The sequence below is a fragment of the Enterobacter sp. B79-1 genome (assembly GCF_057444735.1).
Genome location: NZ_JBYAZJ010000001.1, coordinates 968,849 through 982,091, shown reverse-complemented (window position 1 = coordinate 982,091; position 13,243 = coordinate 968,849). Strand labels below are relative to the sequence as shown.

Annotated in this window: 11 protein-coding genes; 8 read left to right on the top strand and 3 right to left on the bottom strand. The window is 55.5% G+C overall.

Going from position 1 to position 13,243, the window contains the following annotated elements; translation table 11 throughout:
- Positions 1–28 precede the first annotated feature (28 nt).
- Together flgK and flgL are read left to right on the top strand one after the other, a co-directional pair.
- Positions 29–1,669: a flagellar hook-associated protein FlgK gene (gene flgK / locus AC2T6E_RS04770; protein WP_486690727.1), complete on the top strand. Its 1,641-nt coding sequence runs from the start codon at positions 29–31 to the stop codon at positions 1,667–1,669.
- Between the two features lie 15 nt (positions 1,670–1,684).
- Positions 1,685–2,638, top strand: coding sequence for a flagellar hook-associated protein FlgL (gene flgL / locus AC2T6E_RS04765; protein WP_010429668.1), 954 nt, complete (start codon positions 1,685–1,687; stop codon positions 2,636–2,638).
- A gap of 76 nt (positions 2,639–2,714) precedes the next feature.
- Here the strand turns inward: flgL and AC2T6E_RS04760 are convergent, their stop codons facing one another.
- On the bottom strand, positions 2,715–3,929 hold the full coding sequence (locus tag AC2T6E_RS04760) for an MFS transporter (protein ID WP_447853936.1): 1,215 nt from the start codon (positions 3,927–3,929) through the stop codon (positions 2,715–2,717).
- 67 nt (positions 3,930–3,996) lie between these two features.
- On the opposite strand from AC2T6E_RS04760, the gene AC2T6E_RS04755 reads away from it, so the two are divergent.
- Complete coding sequence (locus tag AC2T6E_RS04755; RefSeq protein WP_486690724.1) at positions 3,997–4,974, top strand: LysR family transcriptional regulator; 978 nt, start codon at positions 3,997–3,999, stop codon at positions 4,972–4,974.
- 40 nt (positions 4,975–5,014) lie between these two features.
- Here AC2T6E_RS04755 and rne read toward each other — a convergent pair whose 3' ends face one another.
- Positions 5,015–8,131 carry a ribonuclease E gene (gene rne / locus AC2T6E_RS04750; protein ID WP_460212456.1) on the bottom strand — a complete coding sequence of 1,039 codons (3,117 nt, stop codon included), beginning with the start codon at positions 8,129–8,131 and terminating at the stop codon, positions 5,015–5,017.
- Positions 8,132–8,703: 572 nt separating this feature from the next.
- Here rne and rluC point away from each other — a divergent pair.
- Entirely contained in the window at positions 8,704–9,651 is a 948-nt protein-coding gene (rluC, locus tag AC2T6E_RS04745; RefSeq protein ID WP_486690722.1) for a 23S rRNA pseudouridine(955/2504/2580) synthase RluC, read from the top strand.
- A gap of 79 nt (positions 9,652–9,730) precedes the next feature.
- Here the strand turns inward: rluC and AC2T6E_RS04740 are convergent, their stop codons facing one another.
- Complete coding sequence (locus AC2T6E_RS04740) at positions 9,731–10,315, bottom strand: Maf family protein (RefSeq protein WP_212473737.1); 585 nt, start codon at positions 10,313–10,315, stop codon at positions 9,731–9,733.
- 140 nt (positions 10,316–10,455) lie between these two features.
- On the opposite strand from AC2T6E_RS04740, the gene yceD reads away from it, so the two are divergent.
- The 4 genes from yceD (at position 10,456) to AC2T6E_RS04720 (ending at position 13,242) form a co-directional block, all read left to right on the top strand.
- Entirely contained in the window at positions 10,456–10,977 is a 522-nt protein-coding gene (gene yceD / locus AC2T6E_RS04735; RefSeq protein WP_006174678.1) for a 23S rRNA accumulation protein YceD, read from the top strand.
- A 16-nt stretch (positions 10,978–10,993) separates the two neighbouring features.
- A complete protein-coding gene (rpmF, locus tag AC2T6E_RS04730) occupies positions 10,994–11,167 on the top strand; it encodes a 50S ribosomal protein L32 (RefSeq protein WP_003857964.1) in 174 nt (57 codons plus the stop codon).
- 80 nt (positions 11,168–11,247) lie between these two features.
- A complete protein-coding gene (gene plsX, locus AC2T6E_RS04725; RefSeq protein WP_010429690.1) occupies positions 11,248–12,282 on the top strand; it encodes a phosphate acyltransferase PlsX in 1,035 nt (344 codons plus the stop codon).
- A 6-nt stretch (positions 12,283–12,288) separates the two neighbouring features.
- Complete coding sequence (locus AC2T6E_RS04720; RefSeq protein ID WP_032647990.1) at positions 12,289–13,242, top strand: beta-ketoacyl-ACP synthase III; 954 nt, start codon at positions 12,289–12,291, stop codon at positions 13,240–13,242.
- The last annotated feature ends 1 nt before the right edge of the window (position 13,243 follow it).

The following is a 13,243-nucleotide window of genomic DNA, read 5'->3' as shown; positions in this document are numbered from 1 at the left end:
CGTGTCTGAAAGTATAAAAGGAACCCCCATGTCCAGTTTGATTAACAGCGCCATGAGTGGCCTCAGTGCGGCACAGGCGGCACTTAATACCGTAAGTAATAATATTTCAAGCTATAACGTGGCAGGTTACACCCGCCAGAACACCATTCTGGGCGCGGCTAACAGCACGCTGACCGGCGGTGGCTGGGTGGGGAACGGGGTTTATGTCTCCGGCGTGCAGCGTGAGTATGACGCCTTCATTACCAACCAGCTGCGCGCCGCACAGACGCAGAGCAGCGGGCTGACAACGCGCTATCAGCAGATGTCAAAAATTGACGACGTGCTCTCCGATACCACCAACTCGCTCTCGACCACCCTGCAGGATTTCTTCAAGAGCCTGCAAACGCTGGTGAGTAACGCCGAAGATCCGGCTGCGCGCCAGACGGTGATCGGTAAAGCGGATGGCCTGGTAAACCAGTTTAAAACCAACGATCAGTATCTTCGCGATCAGGATGCGCAGGTTAACACCGCGATCACCACCAGCGTGGATCAGATCAACAACTACGCGAAGCAGATAGCCAACCTTAACGATCAGATTTCCCGTCTGACCGGCGTAGGCGCGGGCGCATCGCCGAACGAACTGCTCGATCAGCGCGATCAGCTGGTGAGCGAGCTGAATAAGATTGTGGGTGTGGACGTGACCGTGCAGGACAGCGGTACCTACAATATCTCCATCGCGAACGGTTACACCCTGGTACAGGGCAGTACTGCCAGCCAGCTGGCTGCGGTGAAATCCAGTGCTGACCCATCGCGCACCACGATTGCCTACGTAGATGCAGCGTCTGGAAACGTTGAGATCCCGGAAAAGCAGATCACCACAGGGTCACTGGGTGGACTGTTGACCTTCCGTACTGAAGATCTGGATAAGGCGCGTAACACGCTTAACCAGATGGCGCTGGCGTTTGCCGACGCGATGAACACACAGCATGAAGCCGGGTTCGACGCCAACGGCGACGCGGGCGGCAAGCTGTTCGACTTCGGTTCACCTTCCGTACTGAGTAACAGCAAAAACACCGGCAGCGCGTCGGTAACGGCGAGCGTAACGGACAGCTCTGCGGTGCAGGCGACGAACTATAAAGTTGAGTACAACGGGACCAACTGGACGGTCACGCGTCTGTCTGACAAAACCAGCTTTACGGCCACGCCGGACGGCAGCGGTAACCTGTCGTTTGACGGTCTGAACGTGAACATCACCGGTGCGGCCAACCAGAAAGACAGCTTCATCGTGAAACCGGTGAATGACGTCATTATGAATATGGACGTCGCGATTAGCGATGAATCCAAACTGGCGATGGCCTCCGCCAGCGACAGCGGCGATAGCGACAATACCAACGGCCAAAAACTGTTGGATCTGCAGAGCGCGAAGCTGGTGAGGAATAACAAAACCTTCAACGATGCCTATGCGTCACTGGTCAGTACGGTGGGGAGCACCACGGCATCGCTGAAAACCAGCAGCGCCACGAAAGACAACGTGGTAACGCAGCTGACCAAACAGCAGCAGTCGATTTCCGGGGTTAACCTGGATGAAGAATACGGCAACCTGCAGCGCTATCAGCAGTACTACCTGGCGAATGCGCAGGTGCTGCAAACGGCGAGCACGCTGTTTGATGCGTTGATCAACATTCGCTAAGGCCGGGGTTAAAAAATGCGTATTAGTACTCAAATGATGTATGAGCAGAGCATGCGCGGAGTGACGAACTCCCAGAGTCTCTGGCTGGGCTATGGCGAGCAGATGTCAACCGGCAAGCGCGTAAACCGTCCTTCCGATGACCCGATTGCGGCCTCTCAGGCCGTTGTGCTCTCCCAGGCGCAGACGCAGAACAGCCAGTATGCGCTGGCGCGTTCTTTCGCCACGACCAAGGTGTCGCTGGAAGAGAACGTGCTGAAAGAGGTGACGAATGCGATTATCACCGCGCAGGAAAAAGTGGTTAACGCCGGTAACGGAACCCTGAGCGATGATGACCGACAGTCGCTTGCCACCAACCTGCAGGGGATCCGCGATCAGCTGATGAACCTGGCAAACAGCACCGACGGTAATGGACGCTATATTTTTGCGGGTTACAAAACGGAAGCGGCGGCCTTCGACGAGACGACCGGCACCTATAACGGCGGCTCTACGCCAATCAGCCAGCAGGTTGACGCCGCGCGTACCATGCAAATCAGCCACACGGGCAGTGAAGTTTTCGATACCTTCACCAGTAACGCGAAACCGGAGCCGGACGGCAGCGCGCCGGAAACCAACCTGTTTAAGATCCTGGATACCGCTATCGCTGCGCTGAATACGCCGGTTGAAGGCGACCAGACTAAAGCCGATGCGTTTACGGCAGCGATGGATAAAACCAACCGCGGCCTGAGCAACTCGCTGAACAACGTGCTGACCGTGCGTGCAGACCTGGGGATCAAACTGGACGAGCTGGGCAAACTGGATTCGCTGGGCGATGACCGTGCTTTGGGCCAAACGCAGCAGATGAGCGACCTGGTCGATGTGGACTGGAACTCGGTGATCTCTTCTTACTCCATGCAGCAGGCGGCTCTGCAGGCCTCCTATAAGGCGTTTAGCGATATGCAGGGGATGTCCCTGTTCCAGATGAACAAATAACGTCTTGACCTCTTAGAACATGTCTTGAAACTGGGCATGTTTTGACTGCCCAGCCCGTATGGACTGGGCATTTTTTTTACACGGTTTCAGCCTGAGCGGAGGTTACCCGGGCGTTTTCAATCAGTCTGATGACCAGGGCAATAACGCCGCACAGGGTTGCCAGCGCCACCACGCCAGGCCAGCCTGCCATCGTATAAATTTTGCTGCCGAACGCCGAGCCTAGCGCCATCCCGATAAACACCACCGTAAAGAGCAGGGCGTTCAGGCGACCGCGTGCCTGCGGTTCAAGGCTGTAAACCAGGTTCTGGTGAGCCACCAGGCTTGACTGCAGGCCAAGGTCAAAACCGACGGCGGAGATGGCAATCAGGATCAACTGCCCGTGAACGCCGAGGGCGGGCATCAGGAACATCAGCGCAAACGAGACGGTGACGAGCGCGGCACCCAGCTGCGTCACTTTTCCTGCACCCAGTTTATCCGCCAGCCCGCCGGCCAGCGGCGCGGCTAATGCCCCGGCAGCACCTGCGATACCAAACCCGCCCGCCACGGCGCTGCCGAGGTGGTAGCGTTCCAGCAGCATCACGGCCAGCGTTGACCAGAATGCGCTAAAGGCAATCGACAGAAAACCCTGAGCCAGCGCCGCGCGACGCAGTGCCGGGTAACGACGCCACAGGTGTTCCATGGAACGCATCAGCGCGGGATAGCTCAGCGTGGAGTGAATAGCAAAACGTGGGAGTACGGCCCACATCACCGCGCCGACAAAGGCAATGCTTGCAGCAGCCAGCTGATACATCACCCGCCAGCCAAAGGCTTCACCGACCACGCCGCTGACGGTTCTCGACAACAATATGCCCAGCAGAAGACCTGTCATGACGGTGCCCACGGTTTTCCCCTGCTTACCTTCAGGGGCGAGGATAGCAGCAGCGGGAACGATATCCTGCGCCATGGTGGCGGCCATGCCAATCAGCAGGCTTGCCAGCAGCAGTGAAGGGAGTTGCCCGGTGAGACTACAGCCCAGAAGAAACAGCGCCAGGGCAGCACTTTTAATCAGAATCAGCGTCCTGCGGTCATGACGATCGCCAAGCGGCAGCAGGAAGAGGATGCCGAGCGCGTAGCCAGCCTGGGTCAGCGTCGGAACCAGGCCCATTCCTTCAATACTCAAATGAAGGTCTGCGCCCATGAGAGGCAGCAAAGGCTGTGCATAGTAAATGGATGCCACGCTGAAACCAGCACCCAGAGCCAGCATTAATATCACCCAGCGGCTCACGGCATGGGAGGCAGTTGTTGTGTTCATAAGACGTTCCTCAGTCATAGTGTGAGGCTATTTTTTATCACTACGTCTTGCGGCGGTAGACGGGCCGATGGTAAAACGCTTATACGTTAAGAGTATGACAGAGGAAAGTATGAAGCGAGTTGAGCGTATAGACAGAGTGGAACTGATGCGAACTTTTGTTCGCATTGTGGAAACCGGCTCGCTCTCGGCAGCGGCAAGGCAGCTTTCGACGACTCAGGCCACGGTAAGCCGACGTTTGCAGTCTCTGGAAACGTTGCTGGGGGCTCGCCTGCTGCTGCGAACCACCCATGCCACCAGGCTTACTGACGACGGTGAACGCTGCTATCAGCATGCCCGGCGGGTGATTGATAGCTGGCTGGCGCTGGAAGATGAAGTCGGGCAGGCGGAGGATGAACCGGTTGGGGTATTGCGGGTGCGGGCACCGCACGCCTTTGGTCAGGAACAGCTCCTGAAACCGTTGACGGAATTTTTGCAGCGTTATCCTCAGCTTTCCGTTGAGTGGATGTTGAACGATAAGTCGGTGGATTTCCTCAGCGACAATATTGATTGTGCGATCCGCGTGGGTGCCGAGGTCGATCCCGCCACGGTTTCCGTACAGCTGGCAGAGGTACCGCGCTCCATCGTCGCCTCTCCGGCGTTGCTGGCACGCTTCCCAAAGGTTAGCAAGCCAGAGGATTTGCAGGCGCTGCCCTGGATTGCCATCAGCACCTTCTACCAGCGACACGTTGAGCTGTTTGATGCTGCAGCGCAGCCGACACGCATTGCCATTACGCCGCGTCTGAGCACGGACAGCCTGTACGTGGCGCGAAATACGGCCCTGACCGGGCTGGGGGTGGCGCTGGTATCAAGCTGGACGGTGAAAGAGGATATTCAGGAAGGGCGCTTAATCCCTCTTCTGCCCGAGTGGCAACCCACGGCGCTGCCCGTCCATCTGGTTTATCCGTGGTCGCGATACTATCCGGCGCGCTTGCGACGTTTTCTGGAGATGATGAAGCAGGTGATGCCGGGTATAGCCGGAATGAGAAAGCCAGCAAATGCGCAATAAAAAAGCCGACCCTGAGGTCGGCTTTTCGTATTAACGCGTGTTACTCAACAGACTGGGGGCGGGTTGCCGGTGCAGTCGCCTGATGCGTCGCGCTGTGACCACCTGCGGAACCTTTGCCGTCAAAGTTGAACTCCGGGCGAACCCAGTCGCTTTGACGCGGTGCTTCCGGCACATACTCAGGCGCAGGTGCGCGAGTCATGGGTGCCGTTGCAACGTGTGCTGCCGCTGGCGCAGTAACCACTGGCTCTGGTTTTACCTCAGGCGCTGGAGCTTCTTCGGCTTCACGAACCGGTTCAACGTCGAGTTCAACCTCCTGAACCACCTCTTCTGTCACCGTTTCGATAACAGCGTCAGCGGTGTCTTCAACCGGCGCGGCGACTTCAACTTCTTCAGCAACCTCTTCGGCCACGGCCGTGTCTTCTTCGGCGATGAACTGCGGTGCGGCATCAACCGGGGCAGCAATCACTTCAGGATGGGTGGTTTCCACTTCAACTGCCTGTGGGGCTTCAGCTTCCACAGCCTGCGGCTCAACCACCGTCGCTGCTGCAGCCACAACCTCTTCAGCTGCAACGACAGGTGCAATCACCTCTTCGGTGACAGACTGTTCTTCAACAATCTGCTCCGGGCGAGCAACCGGGTAGCGGATCCAGACTTTACCGGATGCCATTTCAGGTGACGCACACGCGATAGCTAACGGCATTGGAGACTGAGTCGGGTAACGCTCGTCACGATAACGGCGACGACGCTGACCGCTTACGCGCAGGTGACGAGGAGAACGACGTGAACGACGCGGCATGCCTGCGTTATCACGACCTTCCCCGTTATCGTCCTGCTCGGCGTTGTTCTCTACCACTGCTGGCAGATCAACTTTCGCCAGTTGGGTCTGCGGCGCGCTTTCGGCGACGGTTTCCGTAACAACAGTTGTCTCTTCGGTCGTTTCAGAAGCAAAACGGACTTTCTGATTCAGCTGACGCTGCTTACGACGTGGCATAACCTGAGTACGTTCTTCCTGCTCAGCGTCTTGCTGTTCAACAGGCTCTTCGCGGTTCAGGTTTTTAACTTCCTGCTGCGCCTGACGCTTCTCGTCGTTGCGACGACGATTGCGCTCGCGGCGAGGCTGCTGCTCGTCGCGCTGTTTGCTCTTCTCGGACTCATCGCCCGCCGGTTGGCGAATTTCGCGATCTTCAACATTCTGCTGCTGTTTCTCGCGACGGTTGCGACGGTTATCTTCGCGTTGCTCACGGCCTTCGTTGTTGTCAGAACGGTTGTCGCGACGATCGTTACGGTCGTTACGATCGCTGCGGTCATTACGATCGCGGCGGTTGTTCTGGCGCTTACGACGATCCTGCTGACGCTCAGGCTTCGCTTCTTTCGGTGCTTCTTTTGGCTGCTCCGGCTGAACTTCTTCGCCAGCAAACATCTTCTTCAGCGCGCCGAAGAAACGGCTCAGAAGACCAGGTTGCTCTGGCTGGGCTTTCGCCACGTCTGGCGCAGTTTTTTGCGCAGCAGGTTTAGCCGCTGGTTTTTCCAGCACGGCTTCCGGCGGCGCTTCCGGCATAATGAAGGTGGCTAATGCAGGCTGCTCAGGCAGTTTACGCTCGGCAGGCTCTTCATCGGATGGCAGTGCCATCTCTTCTTCATGCAGCTTCGGCAGCAGGTAGCTGAGGGTGGTCGTCTCTTCGCCCTTACGTACACGCAGCACGTGATAGTGCGGAGTCTGCATCTGGTCGTTTGGCACGATGATGCAGCGAACGCCGCCCTGACGTGCTTCGATTGCGCTTACCGCTGCACGTTTTTCGTTAAGCAGGTAAGAGGCAACGGGCACCGGCACAATGGCGTGAACTTCTTTAGTGTTCTCTTTCAGCGCTTCTTCTTCAATCAGACGCAGAATAGAGAGGGACAGCGATTCGTTATCACGCACGGTACCGGTACCGGAACAGCGCGGGCAAACGTGATGGCTGGACTCACCCAGTGATGGGCTCAGACGCTGACGGGACATCTCCAGCAGGCCAAAGCGAGAGATATGGCTGATCTGAATACGAGCACGGTCCTGGCGCACCGCTTCGCGCAGACGGTTTTCAACCGCACGCTGGTGACGAACAGGGGTCATGTCGATGAAGTCGATAACGATCAGACCACCCAGGTCGCGCAGGCGGAGCTGGCGGGCGATTTCATCAGCGGCTTCAAGGTTGGTGTTGAAGGCGGTCTCTTCGATATCACCGCCGCGGGTTGCACGCGCGGAGTTGATGTCGATAGCGGTCAGCGCTTCGGTCGTATCGATAACGATAGAACCACCGGATGGCAGACGCACTTCACGCTGGAAGGCGGATTCAATCTGGGATTCAATCTGATAGTGGCTGAACAGCGGGATTTCACCGGTGTACAGTTTGATTTTGCTGGTGAAATCCGGACGACCCAGCGCGGCGATGTGCTGGCGAGCCAGTTCAAGCACTTTTGGGTTATCAATCAGAATTTCGCCGATGTCCTGACGCAGGTAATCACGGAAGGCACGCACGATAACGTTGCTTTCCTGGTGGATCAGGAACGGAGCAGGGCGGCTTTCTGCGGCTTTCTGGATAGCTTCCCAGTGCTTCAGACGGAAGCTTAAGTCCCACTGCAGCGCTTCGGCAGATTTGCCTACGCCTGCGGTACGCACGATAAGCCCCATGCCGTCCGGCAGTTCAAGACTTGCCAGCGCTTCTTTCAGCTCGGTACGGTCATCACCTTCGATACGGCGAGAGATACCACCCGCACGCGGGTTGTTTGGCATCAGAACCAGATAGCTCCCCGCCAGGCTGATAAAGGTCGTCAGTGCGGCACCTTTGTTGCCACGCTCTTCTTTATCAATCTGGACGATAACTTCCTGACCTTCACGCAGAACATCTTTGATGTTTGGGCGGCCATGGGCGTTGTAGTTTGCAGGGAAATATTCGCGGGCGATTTCTTTAAGAGGGAGGAAACCGTGACGCTCAGCACCGTAATCGACAAATGCAGCTTCAAGGCTTGGTTCAATGCGGGTGATTTTACCTTTGTAAATGTTCGCTTTTTTCTGTTCGTGTCCAGGACTTTCGATATCCAGATCGTACAGGCGCTGCCCATCCACAAGGGCGACACGCAACTCTTCTTGCTGAGTTGCGTTGATTAACATTCTTTTCATCGTAACTTACTCGTTATTCTTACATTGACGACAAAGCTGCGGGCAAGGTGACGCTTTCCGGGGTATGAACCGATGGCCTCGTGTCTGTTCACGTCGCCAACCTCACGGTTGTCGCTCGCTTAAGAGGCGCAGAGTGTCGGTTGCCTGTATTTCATACGGAAACACAGCGCAATTATCAGGGGAATTGCCTGGGTAGAACTCTCCAGAAAACAATCCTTATACCGGGAAGTACTGCAACCCGCAGCCCGCTAACTGCCTGAAAGATCAATACGTCTTACGCCATTGCTGCGTGGATGATCGGTCAGACAAAATTGGTCATTCCGTCGACATCCTTACTTAACCAGGATTTAACACGGAAAACAGCCTCATTATTCCACTGCTCGCCGGGTTATAGCAAGATGACTTTTACCAATTATCACCCGGTTACTCACAGTTTCTTCACTTCGAGGTGGTGATTGGTTTAATAACCACCAAATCGATTGCGCGAAACGGGGCGCAGGCCGGATAAAAGTAAATATAAGCATAGAAAAATGAGTGGCGCTAATGGCTGACGATATTTAGAATCGCCAACCATGAAAACAGAGACTCCAGCCGTAAAAATTGTTGCTATCGTGGATGACTATGCGGGGCAACGCATCGATAACTTTTTACGCACCCAGTTGAAAGGCGTGCCAAAAAGTATGATTTACCGCATCCTGCGCAAGGGCGAGGTGCGGGTTAACAAAAAACGCGTGAAGCCTGAGTATAAGCTCGAAGCCGGTGATGAAGTGCGTATTCCGCCGGTGCGCGTGGCTGAACGTGAAGAAGAGGCGGTTTCGCCTAAGCTGCAAAAAGTGGCTGCGCTGAGTGACGTCATCCTTTATGAGGATGACTATATCCTTGTACTGAACAAACCGTCAGGTACAGCCGTACACGGCGGCAGCGGCCTGAGCTTTGGCGTGATTGAAGGACTGCGCGCGCTTCGACCGGAAGCCCGTTTCCTGGAGCTGGTGCATCGCCTGGATCGTGATACCTCCGGCGTGCTGCTGGTGGCGAAAAAGCGTTCTGCGCTGCGTTCTTTGCATGAGCAGCTTCGTGAAAAAGGGATGCAGAAAGACTACCTGGCGCTGGTTCGCGGGCAGTGGCAGTCCCATGTAAAAGTGGTGCAGGCACCGCTGTTGAAAAATATTCTGCAGAGCGGCGAGCGCATTGTGCGTGTGAATCAGGAAGGGAAACCGTCCGAGACGCGCTTTAAAGTTGAAGAGCGCTATGAATTTGCCACGCTGGTGCGCTGCAGCCCGGTGACGGGGCGTACCCATCAGATTCGCGTGCATACCCAGTTTGCCGGGCATCCTATTGCGTTTGATGACCGCTATGGCGACCGCGAGTTTGATAAACAACTGGCGGGCACGGGGCTGTCGCGTCTGTTCCTGCATGCGGCTGCGCTGAAGTTTACCCATCCAAACACCGGTGAAATCATCCGTATTGAAGCGCCGCTGGATGAGCAGCTGAAACGCTGCCTGAAGGTTCTGCGCGGCTGATTATGCGCCGGGTGGCGCTGCGCTTACCCGGCCTACGAAATCCGTAGGCCCATGCAAGCGAAGCGCCGCTGGGCAAAAGTCACGCCGTCAGTGGATTACACGCTTCTCGCCTTAACATCTGACACAAGGCAATCAGCGGTAACCCCACTAGCGTGTTGGGATCGCGACCGTCCAGCTTGTCGAACAGCGCAATCCCCAATCCTTCACTTTTAAAACTTCCTGCACAGTTGAGCGGACGTTCCCGGCGGACATAATCCGTTATTTCCTGCTCGCTGAGATGGCGAAAGTGCACGTCGAACGGCTCGCATTCCGTTTGCAGGTGGCCTGAGGCGGAGTTATAAAGCGCCAGCCCTGTATAAAAGGTCACGATAGTGCCACGTGCACGCAGAAGCTGCTGGCAGGCGTTCTCTTCCGTATGCGGCTTGCCGGTGATCTCTCCGTCCAGTACACAAACCTGATCGGAGCCTATAATCAAATGGGCGGGATAACGTGCGGCCAGCGATTGCGCTTTCTCTTGTGCGAGACGCGTCACCAGATGACGCGGGGATTCGCCCAGGTGTGGCGTTTCGTCAACGTCGGGGGCAGCGCATTCGAACGGGATCCCGAGCTTTTCCAGCAGCATTCGACGGTAGGGTGAAGTGGAGGCGAGAACGAGATTTGGCATATTTTTATCACCAGATATAGCGTATCGATGCCAGCCATTTTAAACTACAGGCCACAATGTGTGCGAATAATTGGCAAAAGGCAGCTCTGGTTGCCTTTTTCTTTGACTCTATGACGTTACAAAGTTAATATGCGCGCCCTATGCAAAAGGTAAAATTACCCCTGACTCTTGATCCGGTTCGTACGGCTCAAAAACGCCTTGATTACGAAGGTATCTATTCTTCCGATCAGGCTGAGCGTATTGCCGAATCCGTAGTCAGTGTGGACAGTGATGTAGAATGCTCCATGTCGTTCGCTATCGACAACCAGCGTCTCGCCGTTTTAACCGGTGATGCAAAGGTGACGGTAACCCTCGAATGTCAGCGTTGCGGGAAACCGTTTGTACAGCATGTTCACACAACGTATTGTTTCAGTCCCGTTCGTTCTGACGAGCAGGCTGAAGCACTCCCGGAAGCGTATGAGCCGATTGAGGTTAACGAATTCGGTGAAATCGATCTTCTGGCTCTGGTTGAAGATGAAATCATCCTCACCTTGCCAGTGGTTCCGGTGCATGATTCTGAACACTGTGAAGTGTCCGAGGCGGACATGGTCTTTGGGGAACTGCCTGATGAAGCGCAAAAACCAAACCCATTTGCCGTATTAGCCAGCTTAAAGCGTAAGTAATTAAGGAGTAAGGTCCATGGCCGTACAACAGAATAAACCAACCCGTTCCAAACGTGGCATGCGTCGTTCCCATGACGCGCTGACTGCAGTTACCAGCCTGTCTGTAGACAAGACTTCTGGTGAGAAACACCTGCGTCACCACATCACCGCTGACGGTTTCTACCGCGGCCGCAAGGTTATCACTAAGTAATCACGCGTTAGCGTGATTAGGCTTAGTGAGGATTTCCCCGTGCAAACGGGGAAGTTACCGAACCAGGCTGCGACGATACCTTGACACGTCTAACCCTGGCGTTAGATGTCATGGGGGGAGATTTTGGCCCTTCCGTGACAGTGCCTGCAGCATTGCAGGCACTGAATTCTAATTCGCAACTCACACTTCTTTTAGTCGGCAATCCCGACACAATCACGCCATTACTTGCAAAAGCTGACTTCGAACAACGTTCACGTCTGCAGATTATTCCTGCACAGTCAGTTATTGCCAGTGATGCCCGGCCATCGCAGGCTATTCGCAATAGCCGTGGCAGCTCTATGCGCATTGCACTGGAGCTGGTGAAAGAAGGGCGAGCGCAGGCTTGCGTCAGTGCGGGAAATACCGGTGCACTGATGGGGCTGTCGAAATTATTGCTCAAGCCCATTGAGGGCATTGAGCGCCCGGCGCTGGTGACGGTGTTGCCGCATCAACAAAAGGGCAAAACGGTGGTGCTGGATCTCGGTGCTAACGTTGATTGTGATAGTACAATGCTGGCTCAGTTTGCTGTGATGGGGTCGGTGCTGGCTGAAGACGTAGTGGGAATTCACAATCCCCGCGTTGCGTTACTGAATATTGGTGAAGAAGAGACCAAAGGCCTGGACAGCATTCGTGACGCTGCCGAATTGCTCAAGCAGGTTCCCTCCATCAACTATATTGGTTATCTCGAAGCCAATGAGTTGCTGACGGGTAAGACAGATGTATTAGTGTGTGATGGCTTCACCGGAAACGTAACGTTGAAGACTATGGAAGGGGTGGTGCGAATGTTCCTTTCTCTGCTGAAATCGCAGGGGGAAGGTAAAAAAAGCGCCTGGTGGCTGATTTTATTAAAGCGTTGGTTACAAAAAAGCCTGACGCGGCGATTCAGTCACCTCAACCCCGACCAGTATAATGGCGCCTGTCTGTTAGGATTGCGCGGCATCGTGATTAAGAGTCACGGTGCGGCCAATCAGCGAGCCTTTTCCGTCGCGATAGAACAGGCAGTGCAGGCGGTGCAGCGACAAGTTCCTCAACGGATTGCCGCTCGCCTGGAATCTGTATTAGCTAAAAGTGACTGAGCGTACATGTATACGAAGATTTTAGGTACCGGCAGCTACCTGCCAACACAAGTGCGTACCAACGCCGATCTTGAAAAAATGGTAGATACGTCTGACGAGTGGATTGTCACGCGCACAGGTATCCGTGAACGTCGTATCGCCGCGCCAGACGAAACCGTGTCCACCATGGGTTACGAAGCCGCACAGCGCGCTATCGAAATGGCTGGCATCGATAAAGAACAGATTGGCTTGATCGTGGTCGCCACCACGTCTGCCACGCATGCCTTCCCAAGCGCAGCGTGCCAGGTGCAGAACATGCTCGGCATTAAAGGCTGCCCGGCATTTGACGTTGCTGCCGCGTGCGCAGGTTTCACCTACGCGCTGAGCGTTGCCGATCAGTATGTTAAATCTGGCGCCGTGAAGTACGCGCTGGTGATCGGCGCTGACGTGCTGGCGCGTACCTGTGATCCAACCGATCGCGGGACGATCATTATTTTTGGTGATGGTGCGGGTGCGGTGCTGCTCGGGCAGTCCGAAGAGCCGGGCATCATCTCCACGCATCTGCATGCCGACGGTAGCTACGGCGAGCTGTTGACCTTGCCAAACGCCGATCGCGTTAATCCGGAAAGCTCCATTCACCTGACAATGGCAGGTAATGAGGTGTTCAAGGTGGCGGTGACTGAGCTTGCACACATTGTTGATGAAACGCTGGAAGCGAACAACCTTGAACGCTCTGCGCTTGACTGGCTGGTGCCGCATCAGGCTAACCTGCGTATTATCAGCGCAACCGCGAAAAAGCTGGGCATGTCGATGGATAATGTTGTGGTGACCCTTGATCGCCATGGCAACACCTCTGCGGCGTCGGTACCGTGCGCATTTGATGAAGCGGTACGCGATGGACGAATCAAACGGGGCCAGTTGGTCTTGCTTGAAGCCTTCGGTGGCGGGTTCACCTGGGGTTCCGCGCTGGTTCGTTTCTAGG